The sequence below is a fragment of the Pedobacter metabolipauper genome, assembly GCF_004362715.1.
GTDB classification, from domain to species: Bacteria; Bacteroidota; Bacteroidia; order Sphingobacteriales; family Sphingobacteriaceae; genus Pedobacter; species Pedobacter metabolipauper.
Genome location: NZ_SNYC01000007.1, coordinates 86,546 through 109,664 on the forward strand (window position 1 = coordinate 86,546; position 23,119 = coordinate 109,664).

Annotated in this window: 19 protein-coding genes; 15 read left to right on the forward strand and 4 right to left on the reverse strand. The window is 41.0% G+C overall.

Annotated features, from left to right (window positions below; all coding sequences use genetic code 11):
• Positions 1-56: 56 nt before the first annotated feature.
• Positions 57-746 carry an OmpW/AlkL family protein gene (locus tag ATK78_RS19140; protein WP_133577741.1) on the forward strand — a complete coding sequence of 230 codons (690 nt, stop codon included), beginning with the start codon at positions 57-59 and terminating at the stop codon, positions 744-746.
• Positions 747-817: 71 nt separating this feature from the next.
• Here the strand turns inward: ATK78_RS19140 and ATK78_RS19145 are convergent, their stop codons facing one another.
• Both ATK78_RS19145 and ATK78_RS19150 read right to left on the reverse strand, forming a co-directional pair.
• The gene (locus ATK78_RS19145; protein ID WP_133577742.1) at positions 818-2,854 is read right to left on the reverse strand and encodes a M13 family metallopeptidase; all 2,037 of its coding nucleotides are present in this window, start codon (positions 2,852-2,854) and stop codon (positions 818-820) included.
• Between the two features lie 265 nt (positions 2,855-3,119).
• Entirely contained in the window at positions 3,120-4,004 is an 885-nt protein-coding gene (locus ATK78_RS19150) for a DMT family transporter (RefSeq protein ID WP_133577743.1), read from the reverse strand.
• Positions 4,005-4,077: 73 nt separating this feature from the next.
• Between ATK78_RS19150 and ATK78_RS19155 the strand changes: the two genes are divergently transcribed.
• Complete coding sequence (locus tag ATK78_RS19155; protein ID WP_133577744.1) at positions 4,078-6,234, forward strand: S9 family peptidase; 2,157 nt, start codon at positions 4,078-4,080, stop codon at positions 6,232-6,234.
• A gap of 75 nt (positions 6,235-6,309) precedes the next feature.
• Complete coding sequence (locus ATK78_RS19160; protein ID WP_133577745.1) at positions 6,310-8,976, forward strand: valine--tRNA ligase; 2,667 nt, start codon at positions 6,310-6,312, stop codon at positions 8,974-8,976.
• A 21-nt stretch (positions 8,977-8,997) separates the two neighbouring features.
• On the opposite strand, the gene ATK78_RS19165 is transcribed toward ATK78_RS19160, so the two are convergent.
• Positions 8,998-9,459 carry a type I restriction enzyme HsdR N-terminal domain-containing protein gene (locus tag ATK78_RS19165; RefSeq protein ID WP_133577746.1) on the reverse strand — a complete coding sequence of 154 codons (462 nt, stop codon included), beginning with the start codon at positions 9,457-9,459 and terminating at the stop codon, positions 8,998-9,000.
• Positions 9,460-9,503: 44 nt separating this feature from the next.
• Between ATK78_RS19165 and holA the strand changes: the two genes are divergently transcribed.
• From holA to ATK78_RS19180, 3 genes are all read left to right on the forward strand, one after another.
• Complete coding sequence (gene holA, locus ATK78_RS19170) at positions 9,504-10,529, forward strand: DNA polymerase III subunit delta (RefSeq protein ID WP_133577747.1); 1,026 nt, start codon at positions 9,504-9,506, stop codon at positions 10,527-10,529.
• A gap of 81 nt (positions 10,530-10,610) precedes the next feature.
• On the forward strand, positions 10,611-13,169 hold the full coding sequence (locus ATK78_RS19175; protein ID WP_133577748.1) for a zinc-dependent metalloprotease: 2,559 nt from the start codon (positions 10,611-10,613) through the stop codon (positions 13,167-13,169).
• A gap of 304 nt (positions 13,170-13,473) precedes the next feature.
• Positions 13,474-14,820 (forward strand): TlpA family protein disulfide reductase, encoded by a 1,347-nt coding sequence (locus ATK78_RS19180; protein WP_133577749.1) that lies wholly within the window; start codon positions 13,474-13,476, stop codon positions 14,818-14,820.
• A gap of 6 nt (positions 14,821-14,826) precedes the next feature.
• Here ATK78_RS19180 and ATK78_RS19185 read toward each other — a convergent pair whose 3' ends face one another.
• Positions 14,827-15,483: an HAD family hydrolase gene (locus ATK78_RS19185; RefSeq protein WP_133577750.1), complete on the reverse strand. Its 657-nt coding sequence runs from the start codon at positions 15,481-15,483 to the stop codon at positions 14,827-14,829.
• Between the two features lie 242 nt (positions 15,484-15,725).
• Between ATK78_RS19185 and ATK78_RS19190 the strand changes: the two genes are divergently transcribed.
• The 9 genes from ATK78_RS19190 (at position 15,726) to ATK78_RS19230 (ending at position 23,094) form a co-directional block, all read left to right on the forward strand.
• Positions 15,726-16,322, forward strand: a complete 597-nt coding sequence (locus tag ATK78_RS19190) for a hypothetical protein (RefSeq protein ID WP_133577751.1) — start codon at positions 15,726-15,728, stop codon at positions 16,320-16,322.
• Between the two features lie 164 nt (positions 16,323-16,486).
• Positions 16,487-17,173, forward strand: a complete 687-nt coding sequence (locus ATK78_RS19195) for a response regulator transcription factor (protein ID WP_133577752.1) — start codon at positions 16,487-16,489, stop codon at positions 17,171-17,173.
• Complete coding sequence (locus tag ATK78_RS19200) at positions 17,170-18,534, forward strand: HAMP domain-containing sensor histidine kinase (RefSeq protein WP_133577753.1); 1,365 nt, start codon at positions 17,170-17,172, stop codon at positions 18,532-18,534. Before ATK78_RS19195 ends, ATK78_RS19200 begins: the two co-directional genes overlap by 4 nt.
• Before the next feature lie 88 nt (positions 18,535-18,622).
• Entirely contained in the window at positions 18,623-19,111 is a 489-nt protein-coding gene (locus ATK78_RS19205; RefSeq protein ID WP_133577754.1) for a hypothetical protein, read from the forward strand.
• A 26-nt stretch (positions 19,112-19,137) separates the two neighbouring features.
• Entirely contained in the window at positions 19,138-20,067 is a 930-nt protein-coding gene (locus tag ATK78_RS19210; RefSeq protein ID WP_133577755.1) for a bestrophin family protein, read from the forward strand.
• 226 nt (positions 20,068-20,293) lie between these two features.
• A complete protein-coding gene (locus ATK78_RS19215; RefSeq protein WP_133577756.1) occupies positions 20,294-20,692 on the forward strand; it encodes a hypothetical protein in 399 nt (132 codons plus the stop codon).
• Between the two features lie 150 nt (positions 20,693-20,842).
• A complete protein-coding gene (locus ATK78_RS19220; protein ID WP_133577757.1) occupies positions 20,843-21,244 on the forward strand; it encodes a c-type cytochrome in 402 nt (133 codons plus the stop codon).
• A gap of 45 nt (positions 21,245-21,289) precedes the next feature.
• Complete coding sequence (locus ATK78_RS19225) at positions 21,290-22,588, forward strand: ATP-binding protein (RefSeq protein WP_133577758.1); 1,299 nt, start codon at positions 21,290-21,292, stop codon at positions 22,586-22,588.
• A gap of 101 nt (positions 22,589-22,689) precedes the next feature.
• Positions 22,690-23,094, forward strand: a complete 405-nt coding sequence (locus ATK78_RS19230; protein ID WP_133577759.1) for an EVE domain-containing protein — start codon at positions 22,690-22,692, stop codon at positions 23,092-23,094.
• The last annotated feature ends 25 nt before the right edge of the window (positions 23,095-23,119 follow it).

Genomic DNA, 23,119 nt, shown 5'->3' on the forward strand with positions numbered 1-23,119 from the left:
CTCATTATTTCAAGCGCTTACAGCCTATAGATTTGCTTTAAATAAATGAATTAATTATGAAAAGATTATTTTTACTAGCAATGTTAATGGTTATGGGAATGGGTGTGTTTGCCCAAACTGCCGAAACAAAGAATGAATGGAGAATCAGGCTGCGCGGAGTCGCGGTAATACCGCAGGAAAGTGCTGAGATTGGGGTTATCGGTGGCGATGTAGCTATTTCGAACTCATTTATACCAGAACTGGATTTTACCTACTTTCTTAACCGTCATTTTGCAGCTGAACTGATTCTTGGAACAACCAGGCATAAAGTGAGTACAACATCATCAAACCTTACAGCAATTGGTGCAGGCGCGTCGGCTGATGTAGACTTGGGAAAAGTATGGTTATTGCCGCCTACGCTAACGTTGCAATACCATTATCCGGTTGGTAAATTTAATCCTTACCTGGGTGCAGGTATTAATTACACTATTTTTTATAGTGCGAATGAAGGACCAACGGTAAAATCAGTAGACTATAAAGACAAATTTGCTTTTGCTGCACAGGCGGGTCTTGATATCGATATAAGTCAAAGGTTCTTTTTGAATATAGATGTGAAAAAGATCTTCTTATCTACTACAACAACTGTTGATGCATCTAATTTAACGCCGGCTGCAAATCCTGGTCTTGCTACAACATTGAGTAATATATCTGCAGATGTAAAAATAAAACCGTGGTTGGTTGGGATAGGAGTTGGCTGTAAATTTTAGTGAATATCTTATAAACAAACCAGGGGGAGCCAATTCTGGCTCCCCCTGTTCTTAAAAGATCAAATGGAATGTTACCACATTCTAATTCTATCTTCTGGTTTCTTATATAATTTATCTCCGGGTTTAACATCAAATGCCTGATACCAGGCATCCATATTCACTGGTGCGCCAATAGTACGGTAAGGGCCCGGAGAATGCGGATCTGTTTTAATCAGCTGTGCTGCACTTTCAGGCAAAATATTGCCTCTCCACACTTGTGCCCATGAAAGGAAGAAGCGCTGGTCTGGCGTAAAGCCATCAATCTTCTCGTTCGACTGGCCTTGTTTTGTTAATTTAAACGCGGTATAAGCTGCATTTAAGCCACCAAGATCGCCAATGTTCTCACCCATGGTCAATTTACCAATTACATGAATGGTATCCAATACGGTATACGCATCAAACTGCTCACCTAATGCTTTGGTCTTGGCGTCAAATTTAGACTTGTCTTCATCAGTCCACCAGTTTCGCAGGTTTCCGTCTTTATCATACTGACTTCCAGAATCGTCAAAGCCATGAGACATCTCATGACCAATTACTGCACCAATACCGCCATAGTTTACGGCATCATCTGCTTTCGGATCAAAGAAAGGGAATTGAAGGATTCCGGCAGGAAACACAATCTCGTTCATAGTCGGGCTGTAATAGGCATTTACCGTAGGAGGGGTCATTCCAAAACGGGTACGGTCAACAGGTTTACCCAACTGATCGATCATTTCTTTATATCCCCATGCACCCGCATTGCGCAGATTTTGAAAGTATGTACCTTTATTGATGACAAGGCCATCGTAGTTTTTCCATTTATCAGGATAACCGATCTTAGGCACAAAAGCATTCAGTTTGGCTAAAGCCTTTTCTTTGGTTACATCGCTCATCCAGTCCAAACCTTTAATGCGAATCTCAAATGCTTTTCTAAGATTACTGATCAGTTCATTCATCCTGGCTTTAGCTTCAGGCTTAAAATATTTCGCTACATAAAGCTGGCCCAGCAATTCTCCGATCGTTCCATCTGTTAAAGACGACATTCTCTGCCATCTTGGTGTTTGTACTTTCTGTCCGGTTTGAGCCTGGTTAAATACAAAGCTGGCGTTTACAAATGGAGAACTTAGATTAGAAGCAGCACCTTTTAACAGGTTCCATTCCAGGTAAGTTTTCCAGTCGGCCACGGGAACGCTTTTCAACAAACCATCAACACTGGTAAAGAAAGCAGGAGCAGAAACCAATAGCGTATCCTGACCAGCAACCTTAAACTTAGTCAGCATTTCTGTCCAGTTGATGTTTGGCGTGGTCGCTTTAAACGCAGCAACCGTAAATTTGTTATAAGTTTTATACGGGTCACGCATCTCCAGCCTTGACATTTGTGCAGCTGCAAGTTTGGTCTCAAGGGCAAGCACCGTAGCTGCTTTTTTAGCGGCATCGGCAGCAGAGCTACCCGTTAAGCTGAAAAGGGTGGTCATGTACGTGCTGTATGCATTGCGGATGGCTACACTTCTGTTATCATCTTTCAAATAGTAATCACGATCAGGCAATGTAGTTCCGCCTTGTCCCAATTGAGGGAGATATTTGGTTGCATTTTTACGGTCCTGACCTACGCTAAATCCAAATAAAGGTCCGCCAATGCCCGAAGTGCGCATGTAAGCAATCTGATCTAAAACGCCGGCAACTGTTTTAATTTGTTTTATTTTTTCAAGATCTGCTTTGATCGGAGAGTAGCCTAGTTTTTCAATGGTTAAGCTGTCCATCGCTGCGGCGTAGAAATCGCCAACTCTTTTTTTAACAGAACCTGCGGGTGCAGATTGATCTGCGGAGGCTTCTTCAACCAAGCCCCTAACAGCTGTGCTGTTAAAATCCCTCAGTTCATTAAAACTTCCCCAGCGGGTTTCTTTTGCAGGTACCGGGTTGTTTTTGATCCAGTTTCCACTGGCATAGTTGTAAAAATCATCACCGGGCTTTACGGTAAGATCCATGTTTGCAGGATCTATTAATTTAGCAGGTGTTTGAGCATTTGCAGAAAATCCGGCAGCAACAATTCCCAAAGCAGCAAAATAGCTCTTCAATTTAATTTTATTCATAAATGGTTAATAATTGATGTATAGGTAATTCAATTTATCAAGCGATAAAAGTACGGATTACCTTTTTTCGGGTAGCTTCTCTACCAAAAATATTACTTGTTAAACCAGTAGTAGATCTTGGCAAGACCTAATTTTCTGAGGATAGCTACGGTTACAGATGATACATTTACAGTTTTCATGTCTTTTGCTATTTATATGTATTTAACATATTTTAACATTTATTATTGTGCAGTACACACAATAAATATGAAAATGTTTTAAAAAGCTATCCTTCTACAACCTTTTTGAATTTTTGTCGCTGGCCAAGATATAGTCCGAAGATGACGAGCAGCGTTCCGGCATAGGTATAATAAGTAATGGGTTCGTCCATCAGCCACCAGGCGTAAAGGAACCCAAAAAGCGGACAAAGAAACAGGTACAGTGAGGCTTTAACAGTATCTATCTTTAATAGATAGAACCAGCAGATCAATCCGATTACAGAAACGGCGAGACCTAACCACAACACAGAATATAACAGTCTGCCATCGGGGTGGACTTCAGAAAAATCACTAAAAATAAGGGTAATGGGTAAAAGGGATAATCCCCCGATGGTAACCTGCCAGCCATTGATGAGCAGATTCGGTAATTTCCATTCCACACGGGCATAATAAACACTGGCAAAAGAAACGGAGATCATGCTTAAGCCAAGCAGCAAAAGCCCGGTAAGTGTGGTGTTACTGGTTTTTAACAGGGGATAGGTAGCTACCGCTATTCCAACCATACCGATAACAATACTCCAGATCTCTGCTTTAGAAGGACGCCTTCCCATTAGCCAGGAAGAAAATAGGACAATGAACAATGGGGTGGTTGAGGTAGAAAGACTTCCGATACCTGCAGCTGCATATTTCATGGAGTATACATAGAGGCCGAGATAGATGGTTGTATTTAAACTCGCAAAGATGAAAAGCTGTTTCCATTCTTTACCATTTGGCAGGCGAAAGGACGAATCTTTTTTTGTGGCATACGCGTAAGTAAGCAAGACTATTCCGGCAAAGAAGAATCGGATATTGGCCAGTATTAGTGGCGGGGCAGACTGGATACCGAATTTAGTGGCTACAGATGCAGATGCCCATAACATGGCAAAAAGTAAACCTATTAGAAAGTTTTTCACGGCGTAAAGGTAATATTCTTATAAATCGTTACGCAGTTTTATCTAAGTTTGGACATTTAAAATACAAAACCGAATGCTAAAGAAACTGATTATTTCCATACCTCTATTGTCTGCAGCCTTTTGCGGTATTGCCCAGCAAAAGATGCTGACCATGCAAGATGCCATGACAAATTCACGTACCACACTGGCACCGAGAAACTTGTCGCAGCTGCAATTTATATACGGAACTGAAGATTATGTATACCTTAAAGGGATCAACAATCAGCCGGTATGGGTAAAAGGCAATTTTAAATCTAAGGAAGAACAACCTTTCTTATCCCTTAGGCAGTTAAATGAAAAGCTGGCAGCAGCGAAGCTGGATACACTGAAAAATATGATCCCCATCCAGTTTAATAAAGGACCAGAGTGGATCTTAAATTTAAGCCAGGGTAAAGTAGCTTTTAATGATGCTGCAAAAACCTATCGCGTATTGGTTGATCGTACCATTGCCGCCAAAAGCAATGTGGAAGAAAGTAAGGCTGGCTTTGTAGCTTACCTTGATCAGTTTAACCTGTTCGTTTCGAAAGGCTCTGAGCAGCACCAGGTAACCAAAGACGGAAGCAGTGATATTGTTTATGCTTCATCTGTACACCGTGATGAATTTGGCATTACCAAAGGTACTTTTTGGAGCAATTCTGGTAAACAGCTTGCCTTTTACAGGATGGATCAAAGTATGGTTGCCGATTATCCGATCATTGACTGGACCAGCAGACCAGCTAAAAATGTGAATATAAAATATCCCATGGCCGGAGATAAAAGTCATGAAGTAACAGTGGGTGTTTATAATGCAGAGACCAAAGCGGTTGTTTATTTACAAACCGGACTTCCTGCAGAACAATATTTAACCAATATTGTGTGGAGCCCGGATGATCAGTTTATCTATATCGCGGTATTGAACCGGGAACAGAACCACATGAAACTGAATCAGTACAATGCCGCCACCGGTGCATTGATCAAGACCCTGTTTGAAGAAAAGGACGACAAATACGTAGAGCCGTTGGTACCGATGCTGTTCCTTAAAAATGACCCTTCTAAATTTATCTGGCAAAGTAACCGTGATGGGTGGAACCACTTGTACTTGTATGATCTGAATGGAAAGGTTGTAAAACAGCTGACCAAAGGAAACTGGGAAGTGCTGGAAGTAAAGGATTTTAATGCCAAAGGCGATCAGTTGTATTACGTGTCTACAGATGAATCTCCAATTACCCGTAACCTGTATGCTTTAACATTAAAAACAGGTAAATCTAAACGCATTACCAAAGGTTTTGCGGTGCACAATACGCAGGTAAGCAGTTCAGGAAATTCTGTGCTGGACAATTACAGCAGTCCGGATCAGCCCAGGGTGATCGATTTCATTGAAACGGCATCGTTAAAAACCAGGACGCTTTACCAGGCAGAAAACCCTTTAGCTGCTTATGCAACCGAAAGCGCCAAAATATTTACACTGAAAAATAAAACCGGTGATGATCTGTATGTCAGCTTATATAAACCTTTGGGATACGACAGCACAAAAAAGTACCCGGTTGTGGTGTACTGGTATGGCGGTTCTCATGCCCAATTGATTACCAACAGCTGGAATTCTGGGGCCGGTGACTACTGGTTCAGGTATATGGCCGAACAGGGTTATGTGGTACTTACGGTAGATACCCGCGGCAGTGACAACAGGGGTAAAGCTTTTGAGCAGTCTATGTTCCGCAAGGCTGGTGATGTGCAAATGGAAGACATGCTTACCGCTGTTGACTACCTGAAAGGATTGCCTTATGCAGATTCTTCGAGGATGGGACTGTTTGGCTGGAGCTTTGGCGGTTTCAATACCGTTGATTTTATGGTGAGTTATCCGGGGATATTTAAAGCTGCCGTTGCGGGCGGACCAGTGATTAACTGGCAGTTTTATGAAGTGATGTATACCGAGCGCTATATGGATACGCCGAAGGAAAACCCGGAAGGTTATGCGGCTACAGACCTGGCCGGTAAGGTAAGTCGTTTAAAAGGTAAACTGCTGCTGATTCATGGATTGCAGGATCCGGTAGTGTTGCAGCAGAACTCTGTAGATTTTGTTAAGAAAGCCGTTGATCAGGGCGTTCAGGTTGATTATATGATCTATCCAGGTCATGAGCATAATGTGATTGGCAGAGACCGCGCACATCTTTATCAGAAAGTAACAGATTACCTGATGGAACATTTAAAATAAGGAATTCGAGCGTAAAAAGTCCTTTATGCTATTTTATTATTATTTTTACCACAAAATCTGATACTTTTCAAAATAATGAGCATTTCTACAAAATACGATCCGGCAGCAACCGAAGATAAATGGTACAGCTACTGGATGTCAAAGAACTTTTTTCATTCTGAACCTGATGAGCGTGAACCGTATACCATAGTCATTCCGCCGCCAAATGTTACCGGCGTGCTGCACATGGGGCACATGCTTAACAATACCATCCAGGATGTACTGATCCGCAGGGCACGTATGCAGGGAAAAAATGCATGCTGGGTACCGGGAACAGATCATGCTTCCATTGCTACTGAAGCAAAGGTTGTAGCTATGCTTAAGGAAAGAGGGATCAGTAAAAAAGACCTGAGCAGGGAAGATTTTCTAAAGTATGCCTGGGAATGGAAAGAGAAATACGGTGGCATCATCTTAGAACAGCTTAAAAAACTGGGTGCCAGCTGCGACTGGGAACGTACCCGTTTTACCATGGAAGATGATCTTTCTGAAGCGGTTATAGACAGTTTTATCCACCTGTATAAAAAAGGAAGGATTTATCGTGGTGTTCGTATGGTAAACTGGGATCCGGCAGGTAAAACAGCCGTTTCTGATGAAGAGGTAATCCGTAAGGAAATTAACCAAAAATTATATTATATCAAATATTCCGTATCTGGAAGCGACGACTTTTTAACCATCGCTACTACACGTCCGGAAACGATCATGGCCGATGCTGCGATCTGTGTAAACCCCAATGATGAGCGTTATACCCATCTGAAAGGTAAAACCGTATTCGTACCGCTGATTAACCGGGAAATTCCTGTTATTGAAGACGAATACGTGACCATGGACTTTGGAACAGGATGTTTGAAAGTTACACCTGCACATGATCTTAATGATTATGAACTGGGTGTTAAACACAAACTGCCGGTAATTGACATTTTAAATGATGATGGTACGCTAAATGAGCTGGCTGTAGTATTGGTTGGTGAAGACCGCTTTGTAGCCCGTAAAAAGATTGCCGTGCTGCTTGATGAAGCCGGTCACCTTGAAAAGGTAGAAGATTATAAATCACAGATCGGTTTTTCTGAACGTACCGATGCCGCCATTGAACCAAAATTGTCTATGCAGTGGTTCTGCAAAATGGACGAGATGGCAAAGCCTGCACTGGAAGATGTGTTAAATGGTGATGTTAAACTGATCCCTGAAAAGTTTGTGAACACGTACCGCCACTGGATGGAAAACGTGAGGGACTGGAACATCAGCAGGCAGCTGTGGTGGGGACAACAGATCCCGGCATGGTATGACGACAAAGGAAACTGGGTTGTTGCAAAAACAAAAGATGAAGCTTTAACTGAATTCTTAAAGCTAAAAGATATTGATGGTGTATTTACAGATGAAGAAGCCAATGGCTTTAAAAACCAGCTTGCTCCATTTGTAACCCAGGATCCGGATGTAATGGATACCTGGTTCTCCTCATGGCTGTGGCCAATCTCTGTATTTGACGGGTTTAAAAATCCGGACAATAAAGACATCAACTACTACTATCCAACCAATGACCTGGTTACTGCCCCGGAGATCTTATTCTTTTGGGTGGCACGGATGATCATGGCCGGACATGAGTTTAGGGGACAAAAACCTTTTACCAATGTATACCTTACCGGTATTGTAAGGGACAAACTGGGACGTAAAATGTCCAAGTCGCTGGGTAACTCTCCAGACCCGATCGGTCTTATTGAGAAATATGGTGCAGATGGTGTACGTGTAGGGATGCTGCTTTGCTCTCCGGCAGGAAACGACCTCATGTTTGATGAAAGCTATTGCGAACAGGGAAGGAACTTTGCCAACAAGATCTGGAATGCTTTCAGACTGGTTAAAGGCTGGGAAGTTGATGAAAACCTGGAGAACCCAAATAAACAGGCCATCCTTTGGTTTGAGAACCGCTTTAATGAAGCCCTTGCCGAGATTGAAGATAACTTTAAGCAGTACCGTCTTTCTGAAGCCTTAATGGCGTGTTATAAACTGGTATGGGATGATTTCTGTGCCTGGTACCTGGAAATGGTTAAACCCGTTTATCAGCACCCTATTGATGCAGAAACCTTAAAGGTAACCATTGGTTTCTTCGAAAAGATATTAACGCTTCTGCATCCGTTCATGCCGTTCCTTACTGAAGAGTTATGGCACGATGAACTGTTCGGTGAAAAAGCTGAAATGGACTGCTGTATTGTGGCCAGCTATCCGGTTGTTGGATCTGCCGATCTGCCCTTGCTTAAAGAAGTAGAAACCATAAAAGGATTGGTTGCAGAGATCAGGAATGTTAGAAATATAAAACAGATCTCTCCGAAAGAAGGATTGCCTTTATCTATCAAGGTAAACTCTGCACTGGATTATGAGAAATGGTTAAACATCGTCTTCAAGCTGGCGAATATCACTGAAGTTGAATTTGTAAACGACAAGATCCCCGGAGCAGCAAGCTTTATGGTGGGCAACGACGAATTCTTTATCCAGTTAAACGAATCCATTGATATTGATGCAGAGATTGAGCGCTTAAATGCGGAACTAACGTACCTGCAGGGTTTTCTGAAGTCTGTTGATGCCAAACTGGGCAATGAGCGTTTTGTACAAAATGCAAAGCCGGAGATTATTCAGAATGAGCGCAATAAAAAAGCGGATGCTGATGCCAAGATCAAAATTATAGAAGAAAGCCTAGCCGCATTAAAAGGCTAATATAGCCCGGATTATCAGGGATTACAATCCCTGATAATCCGGTAATTCTTTAACAAATAAAAAACTTTCAGCAAGGTGGTCAATCTGCGCATAGCAGTGCATCAGGCCGTTGGTTACCACCAGCCATTTCGTTTTGTGTACAGAATTGTACCGGGCTGCCTGGTCAAATGTAGCCTGACTGATCTTAACCGAAGGTGCCTTACACTCGATCACCATGATCCGCTCGCCATGCGAATTAAAGATCACAATATCCGTTCTCTTCTGGAGCCTGTTCAGGTTCAGTCCGCCTTCAATCTGAATCAGTGATTTCGGGAATTTTTTTTCAAGAATTAAATATTGTATAAAATGCTGACGCACCCATTCTTCAGGTGTTAAAATGAGGTGCTTCTTACGTACCTCGTCGAAAATGAAGTACTTAGCATCCTTTAATGTGATCTTAAAAGGATACCGGGGCAGATTAAGTGCAGCAGGGGTAAATGACATTTGTGTAAAAATAGACAAAATTTTATCTAAGTTTGAATTATCATATGAGTGCCGACGATATAATCAAAGACATTAAAGCCAGAAAGTTTAAGCCCGTTTACCTGTTACACGGTGAAGAATCTTATTACATCGATAAGATCATTCACTATATGGAAGCGAATGTGCTTAACGATATGGAGAAAGGTTTTAACCAGACGGTTCTTTATGGTAAGGATACGGATATGGCGACGATCATGAATGCCGCCAAGCGTTATCCAATGATGTCAGATTACCAGCTCATCGTGGTTAAAGAATCCCAGGACCTGAAATGGGCCAAAGAAACTGAAGGCAACGGAAAGGAAGCGGAGTTTGTACTCAACTATTTTGAGAAACCAATGCCTACCACCATCCTGGTGCTTGGGTATAAGTATGCGAACTTTGATAAGCGCAAGAAGATCTATAAGGCAATTGATAAAAGCGGTGTAGTGTTTCAATCTGACCTTGTGCGCGATTATAAGCTGGCCGGATGGATAGATGACCTGGTTAAGGAGAAAGGCTATAAGATTGCCCCGCAGGCATCAGCCCTGATGGCTGAGTACCTGGGTACCGACCTTTCCAAGATCTCCAATGAACTGGAAAAGCTCCTTTTAAATATCAGTAAAGAAACCACCATCGATACCGATCTGATCCAAAAGAACATTGGGATTAGTAAGGAGTATAATGTGTTTGAACTGCAAAAGGCACTCGCCGTACGTAATGTGCTTAAATGCAACCAGATCGTTAATTATTTTGCAGACAATCCCAAGGCCAATCCAATGGTGATGGTTATGGCCAATTTAAGCGCTTATTTTTCTAAGATCCTGAAATATCATTACCTGCCGAATAAAGGTGATGCAGCTAAGGAACTCGGCGTGAACCCTTATTTTGTGAAGGATTATGAAACTGCAGCACGCAGTTACAGCCTGGGTAAAGTGTTCGACATTGTAAGCCTGCTTCGTGAATACGACCTGAAGAGTAAAGGGGTAGACAGTACCGGTAACACGACAGATGGTGAATTGCTCAAAGAATTACTATTCAAAATAATACATTAATGTAACTGTAAAGTTATAATCCCAAATTTCATTTCATACGGTCGCCCTGTATCTTTACGAATAACCTAATCGTTAATATTCATGAAGAAAATAGTTTTATTTACACTGCTGGGTGTAGCGGGGGCATTTATTGCCGAAGCTCAAACCCGGCCAACCACTACACCTGTAGTCTCCGATACCGTAAGAAGGGCTCCCGGAGCTCCTGGTGCTGTTACGCCAAGGGCACAACCTAAACCTTACGCTACCGTAATTACCGATAAAGCGATTACCCGTAAAGGGATGATCACTACCCATAAACTGGAAGATAAGTTCTTCTTTGAAATTGCAGATTCTACCTTAGGCAGGGATATCTTAGTGGTAAGCCGTATTTCAAGGGCTGGTGCTGAAGTTCGTTCGGCATCCGGCTATGCCGGCGATCAGATTGGAAGCAGTGTGATCCGCTTTGAAAAAGGGCCGAACAACAGGATCTTTATGCGTAAGATCTCTTTCCGTACCTATGGCCCGGATAGTACTACGGCCATGTACCAAAACTTGCAGCGGTCAAACATCCAGCCTATTGCTGCTGCATTTAATATTGCAGCCTACACGCCGGATAAAAAAGGAAGTGTAGTAGATATGACCGAGTACATTAACAGTGATAATGATATTTTCTATTTTAGCTCACCTGGTGCAAAGAGCAGGTTTAGACTGGGTACTCAGCTTTCAGACCGCAGTTATATTCTGAGTGTGAAGAGTTTTCCAACCAATGTAGAGATCAATGTGGTTAAAACATATACGTTAGCAGCTGCAACAGCTTCAGCATTCGGATCGGCACCAGCCGGTGGTGGTGGGGGCGGTGCTACCGGTTCATCAACCGTGGAGCTGAATGCCTCATTGGTTATTTTACCTAAAGTGCCGATGAAACCGCGTTATTTTGATCCGCGTGTGGGTTACTTTACCGTTGGTTATACCGACTTTGATGCAAACCCACAAGGGGTAAAAGAAGTGGAACTGGTTAAACGCTGGAGGTTAGAGCCTAAGCCGGGCGACCTGGCAAAATATAAAAGAGGCGAGCTGGTTGAACCCATCAAACCAATTATATTTTACATCGATCCGGCTACCCCAAAAGAGTGGGTTCCTTATTTGATTGCTGGTGTTAACGATTGGCAAAAAGCCTTTGAAAAGGCAGGTTTTAAGAATGCAGTGATGGGTAAAATGGCGCCAACGGCTAAAGAAGACTCTACCTGGAGTCTAGATGATGCCCGTCATTCTGCAATTGTGTATAAACCTTCTGAAATTGCCAATGCAAGTGGTCCGAGTATTTCCGATCCGCGTAGTGGAGAGATTATGGAAAGCCATGTAAACTGGTACCATAATGTGATGAAACTTGTTCACGACTGGTACATGATCCAGGCTTCGGCAATTGACCCCAGAGCACAGAAAATGGACTTTAGTCCGGAGTTAATGGGCGACCTGATCCGTTTTGTTTCTTCGCATGAAGTTGGACACACCCTGGGTCTTCGTCATAACTATGGCTCAAGTTCTACTGTTCCATCAGAAAAACTGAGGGATAAGGCATGGGTCGAGGCCAATGGTCATACTCCTTCTATTATGGACTATGCCCGTTTTAACTACGTTGCACAACCAGAAGATAACATTAAGCCAAAAGGGATCTATCCACGAATTGGTGATTATGACCTTTGGGCTATTGAGTGGGGTTATAAGTTATTGCCAGATGCAAAGACTGCAACAGCTGAAGTTCCTGTGTTGAATAAATTAACCATGGAGAAGCTTAAAAATAACCGTTTATGGTTCGGAACAGAAAGCAATCCGGATGATCCGCGTTCACAAAGTGAAGACCTTGGGGACAATGCCATGATCTCCAGTGATTATGGGATCAAAAACTTAAAAAGGATCTTAGCGAAGTTACCGGAATGGACAAAGGCTGATAACGAAGGTTACGATAATCTTTCTGTAATGTACGGACAGCTTACTACACAATTCGCAAGGTATATGGGCCATGTCAATAAAAACATTGCCGGTGTATTCGAAACGCCTAAAACCATAGAACAAGGCGGTACAATCTATCAGCGTACGCCAGCAACAAGCCAGCGTGAGGCGATCGCATTCCTGGATAAAAATCTGTTCACTACGCCAACCTGGTTATTGGATCAGAAAGTTTTAGATAATATTGGTGAAAGCCCGATTGATGTTGTCAGCAGACTTCAGTCACCGGTATTGTCAAGACTGATCAGCAGCACTACCATGAGCAAACTGATCACTGCAGAAACCGTTGATGGTGCCGATGCTTACAAGATCACTGATTTACTTACAGACTTGCAGGGAATCATTTTTAAAGAGTTAAAAACGAATGCACCAATCGATGTTTACCGTCGTAACCTGCAAAAGAACTATGTAGATAAGTTAATTGCAATTGTTAAGCCTGCTGCTTCAGCCCAAACGCTAACCGTTGGTGGCACTACGCTGCGGGTTTCGGGCGGAGGTTCTTCACAGAGTGATGTGATTTCTGTAGCCAAAGGTCAGCTGCGTGAGCTGGCTGGTATCATTACAGCGGCAACCCCGTCTGCTACCGGATTAAGTAAATACCATTTAGAAGATCTTTCAGACCGTATCGATACGGCTTTAAAATCTAAAGAATAACACAAATTATATTTGCCTGATCCTTCGTTAAACCGAAGGATCAGGTTTAAGCAAATGTGAGAACGTGTGAGAACGTTGGAGAACGTAAGCACACGTGAGAACATTGTCGCGTGAGCACGTTTAGAACATAAGTACGTTAACTGCATTCACAACTTTAGAGCGGGTGATCAAGCGATTGATCGCCCGCTCTTTTGTTTAAACAGAATTTCATTTGATGTCGTTCAAATAAGAAAACGGGTTGTTCATCCATTCGTTTTTTTTGGTACTGGGGTATACTATACTTTTGATCATAAATGTAACCCCCATGAAAAAAATCATTATACTCTTATCGATTGTGTTTGTTGGTTTGGTAGCCAAGGCCCAGGTTAAACAATCTGTTATAAAAACCTCTTTTAAAAAAATAGAGGTATTCTTTACTGATCCTGCAACGGGCGAAGATCTGGACTATTTTGGGAAGGATGGAGTCATCTCATTTCCATTGACTCAACCTTATCAGGTTACTTTGGGTTATGATAAGAAATATAAATCTATTCTCATGGTGCCGGGAGATACCCTGATCGTTGCTGAAAATCATTTTGAAGGTAAAGGCGCTAAGGTAAACGAAGAGGTTCAATTGTATCAGAATATGTTTTACGGGGCAGATCGTTTTGCGCGGTCAAGAGAGACCAATTTGTTTATGGCTAAAAGCATCGATTCCTGTAAGTTGCTCCTGCGGAAGCGTTTTGAAAAGGAAAGTCAGGTGCTTGAACAGTTCATTCAAAAAAACAAACCGGAGACACTTTTTATAACCTGGGCAAAGAATGAATTGTTGTACGATTATGGCAGGCATTTAATGCGGTATGTCTGGATCAATAATCTTAAACCAATTTCGGATACCTATTATGAGTTTATTCCAGAATTTCCGGTAAACAATAATCACGCCGTAGTTTCTGCCGGTTATATTAATTTTATGGACGAATATTTCAACTATACGCTTGGTAAAGTGGCCGCAGAGAAAAAAGATTACATCGCGTATTGCAGCTCACTTCAGCCAGGTGTTTACCGTGATCTGCTCCTTTGCCGGTATGCGGACGCACTGCTGCAGGCTGAACTTGGAATCGTACTTAGTACCAATCTGAATCAATTTAAGGAATTGGTAGAAAATGAAGCATTTAGCCAGCCAATTATAGCACGCTACAATAAACAGTTGAAAGACCGGAAATCTTATGAATTGAGTAAAGATAGTAAGTTAAGAAGTACTGCAGACAGCACCCTTCAGCAGTTTGTGGCTCCATATGCGGGAAAGGTGGTATACATTGATGTGTGGGGTACCTGGTGTGGCCCTTGCGTGGCAGCAATGCCGGCATCTAACAAATTGCGCAGTGCTATGGAGAAAGAAAACGCCGACAACGTGGTATTTCTATATCTATGTGTACAATCGGATGAGCAATCCTGGAAATCAATGATTGCTAAATTAAAGATTGGTGGTGAACACCTGTTGCTAAATGATGATCAATACAGCAACTTAAAACAAGCTTATAAAATTACCGGCGTGCCGCATTACCTGATTGTAGATCAAAAAGGAAATGTGGTACTTAACGATGCCATGGGGCCAGAAGATGCAGCGGTAAAGGTGAAATTAACCACACTTGCCAGGCAATCATCCAATTAAGCTTTTTTAGAATAATCCGATTATTTTTTGATAAGTCAGTCCGGTATAATCTTCAATGTATAAATTGCAGGGAGGGAGTTCTTCTTTGGGGTGTGAGGTAAGAACACCTACAACCTTCATCCCTGCATTTAATGCAGCAGATACCCCCGAAAAGGAATCTTCAAAAACCAGGCATTGGTCGGGCGACAGGCCAAGGTTTTTAGCAGACGTTAAGTATACTTCGGGATCAGGTTTGTGCTTTTTAACATCTTCACTGGCTAAAATAGATCCCAATTTATCTTTAAGATCGATTTTACTCAGTATAAGTTCCAGGTTGGCGTAAGGCGCAGATGTAGCCACGCCAATCTTTGTACCATTCGCTTTGATATCGCTAATAAATTCAAGAATGCCTTTGATCGGCTTTACATGCGGCTCGTATATTTTGCGGAACAAGCCTTCTTTTTCCTGTTCCAGCTGCAGCAGTTCATCTCCCTTGATGGGTCTTTTTAAAAAGTGGCTTAGGATATAGCTGTTACTCTTGCCAAACATATGCTGGGCAAATTCGTCATCTGTAGGGGCAAGGTCCCTGGATGAAAAAAACTCGCGAAAGGCAATGGAATGGTAGGGGTTTGTATGGCAAATTACGCCATCCATATCAAAAATAACAGCAATTTCTTTATTCATCCGGCAAAGTTAACGAATTCCAGCCTGTTGTTTTATTAAACTTAATTGTCGATATTACTAATAATTTAGTTGTTCCTTGTTTGGTGCTGTACGAGTTTAGTTGTTCCTGATGTTACTGTGGTATTTACAGGTTGATTTCGTATCATGATTGCTAAACATTGCTGTATTTGAATGAAAAAATGTAAATTTATTTTATTGTAATTGGGTGAATATTTAATATTCTAAATGCTTTTGACTGCTCTATGAAATTTTCAGAAGATACAATCCTCCATGCTTGTCCTTTAATTTTAAGATGGACACTTTCTGCGCTCGTTGAAGTTTCACTAAAAAAGGCCTTGAAAGTAGAATTAAAAGACTTTACCGGTTTAATTGATCCGGAAGAAACATCAGATCTTGACCTGGAATTACTTTCTGAACTCGATAATCCCAACATTGATAATGTAATAGAGATTGTCAATCTCATCCATAATTCTATCCATATCTTTTTAATCATTAATAACATTACTGAAGAGGATTGTGAAGATAATGAAGAGGCATTTGAGCTGGCTGAAGATTTCTATCATCTTTTTTACATCATCAGTGATGAGTTTAACGGGACTGAAAATGGTAATATTGAAATCAGCTGGGGGGTATTAAATACACTTTGTCTGCTATATGAGCTTGGTAATTTGATCATTGACAAAGAATATGATCTCGACGAGGAAAATTCAGGAGATTTTATGAAAACCTATGTATCGATCTGCAATGACCGCGATTTACTTTACCGGGGCTCTGACCATAAGAACTTATCTGTAATCAATGAATTGTACAAAGAGGTAGAGCAGCGGTTTATGCTGTAATTGCCTTATTGTTTGTATTTGTATTGAACACAAATTAAATAATTCCCATATCAGGGTATTTATAAAATCAAAGAAAGAAAATTCAACGTATATCCTACCAGTGTTTTGATTATTGTAATAAATTAGGTCGCTGGCGCCCATTTATTGAATGCTGTTTATACGACATGAAAGTTTTATTGATTGAGGATGAACCCGGGTTAGTTTCTGTAATTGTTAGGGGTTTAAGTGATTCGGGAATTGAAGTAAGTGCTGCTACAGATGGAATAACCGGACTGGAGATGGTGATTAAGCATCAGTTTGACCTGGTTATTCTGGATTTAATGCTGCCTGGTATGAGCGGAATTCAGGTTTGTCGTGAAATTAGGAAGATCAATGATTCTATTGCTGTTCTCATGCTTACCGCATTATCAAGCACTGAAAACATCATCACTGGATTAGATAGTGGAGCAGACGATTATCTCGTTAAGCCATTTAAATTTGCCGAACTGGAAGCAAGGATCAGGACCCTGATCCGGCGCAGTAAAGGCAGTTCTATACCTAAAAATACCATTCGGATTGCCGACCTGGAGGTTGACATTCTATCCAGAACAGCGCAGCGTAACCAGGTGCCCATCCAGTTAACGGCTACAGAATACCGGTTGCTGGAGTATTTTGTACAGCATCAAAACCGGGTATTGTCGCGGATCCAGATCCTGGAAAACGTATGGGACATTGATTTTAATATGGGAACTAATGTAGTAGATGTGTATGTCAATTATCTCCGTAAAAAAGTAGATCAGGGCCAATCCTCAAAATTGATCCATACCGTTTTTGGAATGGGATATATGTTTAAAGAAGAAGCAAAAGTATGAAGATCCAGGAAAAGATCACCTTATTCTTCGTTATTATAGCGACTACAGGACTAATCCTGGTCAATGGGGCGATCTTTTATTTTGTTTCTTCCTTTACTTTTGAAGATTTCTTTAAACGTCTCGAAGCGCGCGTAAACCTCAGTGCAGAGATCAATGTTCATCCGGATTCCAGATCAGAGGCCTATCAGCACGTAAGAAGCCGTTATCTGGAAAAACTGGATAATGAACAGGATTATGTAAGTAAAATGGATTCTGGAACACAAAATACGTTTAAGAAACCGTTGCCGCTTCCCGATAAATTCTATAATGAGATCATTGGTACAGGTAAAGCCCGGTACAATGAAGGAAATCATTTTTATGCCGGTTCATTCTTTAAGACAGAGCAAGGTAATTATATAGTGATCGTTGCTGCGGAAGATCCTTATGGTTTTAAGGAACTAGAGCAGCTTAAAAAAGTGCTTTTAATCGTCTTCGCTATCTCTATCTTACTAACCTATATTGCCGGAAAGATCTTCTCTTATTACACAATAAAGCCGGTAAGGTCAATCATCAGGAGCGTTAAAAAGATCAGTGCCGATAACTTAAATTCGAGGTTGACAGAAGTGAAGGGTAAAGACGAAATAGCAGAGCTGGTGTTGACATTTAACAATATGCTGACCAGGCTGGAAACTTCCTTTGAAACCCAGAATAACTTTGTGAGTAATGCTTCGCATGAGCTTAGAACCCCACTTACCATTATAACGAGCGAAGCTGAACTTTTATTGACCAATGGGAACCTTTCCCCAACGAACGGTGAAACGGTTAAAACCATACTTTCAGAAGCAGAGAAGCTGGTTAATATATTAAGCAGTTTATTGGGAATGGCACAATCCGGCTTTAACGGGAAGAAACAAAACTGGGAGCGGATCCGGATGGATGAGCTGATCTTAACCGTTGCTGACCATGTGAAGAAGATTGAGCCAAAAAGCATCTTAGATGTCAATTTCTCTAATCTTCCTGAAAATGAATCGTTATTATATACGGAAGGAAATGCAAACCTGCTTCAGCTCGCGGTGAGCAACATCATATTGAATGCATGTAAATATTCGAATAATAACCCGGTAACCATTAGTGTAGGTTCAGAAAATGGGAGAATCCTGATTGTGGTATCGGATATTGGCATTGGCATCCCTATGGATGAGCAGCAGCATATTTTTGAACCTTTTTTTAGGGCTTCAAACACGGGCGACTTTGAAGGCCACGGTATTGGGTTACCCTTAACGTTAAATATCATCCGTCTTCATAAAGGCAGCATCGGCATCCGTTCTGAAGAACAGGTAGGTACAGAGATACAAATTATGCTTCCTGTAGATTCTAATTAAATTCTAATAAGTTCCTTATATCCTTTTAATAACTGCGGGGTAGTATTGCATCAGTAAATAATTAAAGTTTAACCTTAAACAATTACTCATGCAAACCATTCTAGTTCCAACAGATTTTAATATCTCATCATTAGATTGTATTTCGTCTTTATGCAATCAGTTCAAAAACGAAGACCTGCGCTTCATCTTTGTACATGTATTTAAACTTTCTGATTCTATGGGTGATCTGCTGATGTTATCCAGACGGAGCCGCGAGTTTGAGCAGGTAAGCGACGAATTTTATAAGCGCTGTAACGAGATCAAAGCTCAAAACAAACAGGTAAAAGGACTGCAGATTGAATTTCTGTATGGCAGTACCTTAAGCATGTTCAAAAACTTTTTGGAAGCCAACGCGGTAAACCTGGTTTTGGATTCTTCCAACTGTTATTTGAGTAAGATCAATAAATCCAGTATAGATCCACAGGTGCTGGTACAAAAATGCGGGCTGCCGATTGTTGCCATAGCAGAACAGGCCCCGGTTAAAGCGGCATCCGTTAGTAAAGTACACCGCTATGAAGAAGAGCTCTCTGAAGTCTAATTGAAAAATATTTTTAACACGATCCTATGCTATTAAAAGAAAATATACCGGTAACCTACATATTTGGAAAAATATGGAAAGAGATTTCTATTGTAACTGCTTACGCAGTGCTTATTGCCATATTGTATAACAACTACCACTTTACCAGAATTTCAATACCTATTGCTGTCCCTACAATTCTGGGTACGGTGATCTCATTGCTGCTGGCATTTAAATCGAACCAGGCGTATGACCGCTGGTGGGAAGCACGCACACTTTGGGGCGCTATTGTAAATGATTCAAGAACGCTTACACGGCAATTGTTAACATTTATAGATGCACCGTATGCAGCAGACGATGCCCGCATTTTCTGCAACCGGGTTGCGAAGCGCCAAATTGCCTGGTGCAATAGTCTAAGCAGACATTTAAGGGGGCAGGATCCTTTATATGGATTGGAGAAATACCTTAGTCAGGAAGATCTTGAAGCAGTAAGCCGATACACTAATGTTCCGATGGCTTTATTAGAGCTTCAGGGAGAAGATCTGAGAAATGCCTATAAGTTAGGCTGGATCAATGAATATCAGCAGGTAGAGATGGATAAAACGTTAACCCGTTTTTCTAATGAAATGGGCGGATGTGAGCGGATCAAGAACACCGTTTTTCCGGCAACATACAGCACCTATATCCATTTTTCTGTGATTCTGTTTATTATGCTGTTACCATTTGGGCTGATCGAGTTTTTTGGGATTATAGAAATCCCATTGGTTATGGCAATTGCCTGCTCTTTTTTCTTAATTGAGAAGATGGCGATCCATTTGCAGGATCCGTTTGAAAATAAGCCTACGGATACACCAACGAGTGCCATTTCTCAAACCATTGAGCGCGACATTTGCCAGATGTTAAAGGAGAACTTTAAAGCTGAAGAAAAGCAATATGGTGCCGGAGCTAAAAGCTCTAAAGTATTTTACGTGCTTTAATAACGAACTTTTCTAACCAAAAATCCAATAGCATGTGTTTAGTGTTATTAGAAATCGGGCGTCCATTTTGGACGCCTTTTTTCATTTAACGTTAGGCGGTCATCCTAAATTAGAGTTTATTAATAAATTAGATTGTCACCCTATTATAAGTTTAACACTTCTTAACATTTCTACATTAAACTTCTAATGAGATAGACACTCTATCATTCAAAACAACAAAGAAACCATGAGAAAATTAATCTTCACCGCTATTTTATTCATTAGTATGGGTACTATGGCATTTGCACAACAAGGCAAAGGAAAAAAAGAAAGTAAAACTCCTGAGCAGCGGTCACAACATGCTGCTGAGGCATTGACTAAAAAGTTATCGCTTAGCGCAGATCAGAAATCTAAGGTTTATGCCATTAACCTGGAGAGCTTTAACAAGGCAAAGGCGAACCACGTAAAAGGTGAAAAACCAGATAAGGCAGTGATGAAAGCTGCATTGGAAGATCGCGATCACAAGATTAGTGCGGTTCTTAATGATACCCAGCTTAAAGCATATCAGGATTTAAAAGCAGACCGTAAAAAAGCGATGAAAGGCCGTGGTAAAAAAGGCAAGGACCACACAGCTAAAAAAGTATAACCGGTTTCTTTTATAAGAAGCCACCAAGATTGCAGTGCCCCCAAAAATTTAGACACTTCTGGGGGCATTTTTATTAAGATTCATTCCTTATAACTTCATTACTTGTACCATTTATTGAATCTCTATATATTGGTATACAAATGATCTGTTATGCGCTATAAAAAAACCATTACCCTTTCAATAATCTGTGCTGTAGTTGTGACGCTCAGTGCATTTATGCCTCAGCAGCAGGAGAAAAAAGCAACCAATCTTAAAGTGCTGCCTAAAAATACCAGTAAAGAAGAACTAGATAAAGTTATGGATGGATTTAAAGTTGCATTGGGTGTAAGGTGCAATTATTGCCATGCTTCAGCAAAAGATAATCCTAGAAAGATGGACTTTGCAAGTGATGAAAACCCTAAGAAAGAAGTTGCCAGAGATATGATGCGTATGACAAATAAGATCAACAAGAAATATTTTCATGAAAAGGATAAAGAAGGAATGCTCGTGAATATTTCTTGTGTTAGCTGTCACAATGGAAAAGCAGAACCACAAACGGTTAAGATTAAGTAAAATAACCTTACCTTACATCAATCGATATATTAATGGAAAGGTTCTATGTTTAAGCTTAAGTTTTTATTTTTATGGCTGTTTGCTGGAATAATTACAATAGGCTGTAGCGCTAAAGAGCAACCTGTTCAGATTGATACTCCCCAGGTTCAGCAGATTAAACAGCTCAGGAATTTGGCTCTGCATCAAGAATCCAAAGGTGACAGCGATGCCGCTATGGATCTTCATAAGAAAGCCCTGATGAAATCCAGGATCTTTGGTTTACAGGAGCAAGAGGCCAGATCACTCGTAGAAATTGCCCGGCTATTGAAAAATGATGATGCGGATGAGAGCCTTAAACATCTTCAAAATGCGCTTAGGATTGCAGAAGGATTGAACCGTCATGAATTAAAAGCCAATATCTATTTTGCAATAGCAGGAATCTATAAGCAACAGCGAAACTATCGCGAAGCACTATCTGCACTTGAAGCACATCAGGCCCTTCTGGTACGGGTTTTCACAAAAAATAAAGAAGATTCTATCAGGCATGTTAAAGATGTAGAAGAGCGAAGACTGGAGCGGTATATGCTATTAACGGTGATTGCTTTTATCATGCTTACAGCTTTAGTACTTGCCTTTTATTATATACGGACCAGTAGACTAAATAAAGCACTTCAGAGCTCCAATAAAATAAAGGATAAATTATTTTCTGTGATTGGACATGATTTGAGAGGGCCAGCAGGGGGAATTATGGTGGCACTGGATATGTTGGGTACCGGCATGCTCAACGAAAATGAAGAGCAGGAAATTATAGTTCTTTTAAAAAAGCAGAGCCAATCATTTAATGAGACACTCAACGCGCTTTTAAGTTGGGCATCAACACAATTAAATGGCGCAGAAACCCATATAACTGAGTTTGATCCACTATTGGTGATTAACAAAGCGATCGCTACCCTGGAAGGACAAGCCACGCAGAAAAATATATTACTGAAGGTAAGTGCTTCAGATCATTTAACCGCTATTGCAGACCCGGATCACTTTAGTCTTATCATTCGTAATATCTTGAGTAATGCCATTAAGTTTTCACATCTGGATAGTACTATTGAAATTGATTTGGAACTGAAAGGAAAATTTGTCGTTGTTAAGATAGCCGATCATGGGGTTGGTATTCCAGATGAAAAAAAGAAGCACTTTCTGATATCAGGAAATCACATGGAGAGTAGCTTCGGTACCAGTGGTGAGAAAGGGACAGGACTTGGACTAATGTTGACCAAAGAATTTGTTCGGGTAAATAAGGGGCATATTTGGTTGGAAAGCTATGTAGGAAAAGGAACAACTTTTTTTATAGACTTTCCGGCATTGATTTAATCGAAGGGACTTACCTTTTGAAAACTTCAAAATGGTGTCATTTCATAGACTGATCTGAATAAAAATCTTGTTAGCTTTGGCCATCAAAACAAAGAAAACAAATGAATCATTGGCTAGTCAAATCAGAACCTTTTAAATACAGCTGGGAAAAATTCAATCAGGATGGAAGAACCTTCTGGGATGGCGTACGCAATTACCAGGCACGCAACAACCTGAAAGCTATGAAAGAAGGTGATCTGGTCTTGTTTTACCACAGTAACGAAGGTAAGAATGTAGTGGGGATAGCTAAAGTGGTCAAAGAATTTTACCAGGATCCAACTACCGACGATGCCAATTGGGTAGTGGTTGATCTTGCTCCCGTAGAATCTTTAAAAAACCCGGTAAGCCTTGAACAGATCAAAGCTGAAGAAGGCCTGAAAGATATCTCTTTGGTTAGACAAGGCCGCTTATCCGTAATGCCATTAAAAGCAGAAGAGTTCGATAAGGTACTCGAAATGGGAAGTTAACCAACGTTCTTCATCAATTAAATTT

Bases quoted from the DNA above. Each gene is read 5' to 3' on its own strand.
- ATK78_RS19140 (WP_133577741.1), top strand. From the start codon at position 57: ATGAAAAGATTATTTTTACTAGCAATGTTAATGGTTATGGGAATGGGT.
- ATK78_RS19145 (WP_133577742.1), bottom strand. From the start codon at position 2,854: ATGAATAAAATTAAATTGAAGAGCTATTTTGCTGCTTTGGGAATTGTT.
- ATK78_RS19155 (WP_133577744.1), top strand. From the start codon at position 4,078: ATGCTAAAGAAACTGATTATTTCCATACCTCTATTGTCTGCAGCCTTT.
- ATK78_RS19160 (WP_133577745.1), top strand. From the start codon at position 6,310: ATGAGCATTTCTACAAAATACGATCCGGCAGCAACCGAAGATAAATGG.
- ATK78_RS19165 (WP_133577746.1), bottom strand. From the start codon at position 9,459: ATGTCATTTACCCCTGCTGCACTTAATCTGCCCCGGTATCCTTTTAAG.
- holA (WP_133577747.1), top strand. From the start codon at position 9,504: ATGAGTGCCGACGATATAATCAAAGACATTAAAGCCAGAAAGTTTAAG.
- ATK78_RS19175 (WP_133577748.1), top strand. From the start codon at position 10,611: ATGAAGAAAATAGTTTTATTTACACTGCTGGGTGTAGCGGGGGCATTT.
- ATK78_RS19180 (WP_133577749.1), top strand. From the start codon at position 13,474: ATGAAAAAAATCATTATACTCTTATCGATTGTGTTTGTTGGTTTGGTA.
- ATK78_RS19185 (WP_133577750.1), bottom strand. From the start codon at position 15,483: ATGAATAAAGAAATTGCTGTTATTTTTGATATGGATGGCGTAATTTGC.
- ATK78_RS19190 (WP_133577751.1), top strand. From the start codon at position 15,726: ATGAAATTTTCAGAAGATACAATCCTCCATGCTTGTCCTTTAATTTTA.
- ATK78_RS19195 (WP_133577752.1), top strand. From the start codon at position 16,487: ATGAAAGTTTTATTGATTGAGGATGAACCCGGGTTAGTTTCTGTAATT.
- ATK78_RS19200 (WP_133577753.1), top strand. From the start codon at position 17,170: ATGAAGATCCAGGAAAAGATCACCTTATTCTTCGTTATTATAGCGACT.
- ATK78_RS19205 (WP_133577754.1), top strand. From the start codon at position 18,623: ATGCAAACCATTCTAGTTCCAACAGATTTTAATATCTCATCATTAGAT.
- ATK78_RS19210 (WP_133577755.1), top strand. From the start codon at position 19,138: ATGCTATTAAAAGAAAATATACCGGTAACCTACATATTTGGAAAAATA.
- ATK78_RS19215 (WP_133577756.1), top strand. From the start codon at position 20,294: ATGAGAAAATTAATCTTCACCGCTATTTTATTCATTAGTATGGGTACT.
- ATK78_RS19220 (WP_133577757.1), top strand. From the start codon at position 20,843: ATGCGCTATAAAAAAACCATTACCCTTTCAATAATCTGTGCTGTAGTT.
- ATK78_RS19225 (WP_133577758.1), top strand. From the start codon at position 21,290: ATGTTTAAGCTTAAGTTTTTATTTTTATGGCTGTTTGCTGGAATAATT.
- ATK78_RS19230 (WP_133577759.1), top strand. From the start codon at position 22,690: ATGAATCATTGGCTAGTCAAATCAGAACCTTTTAAATACAGCTGGGAA.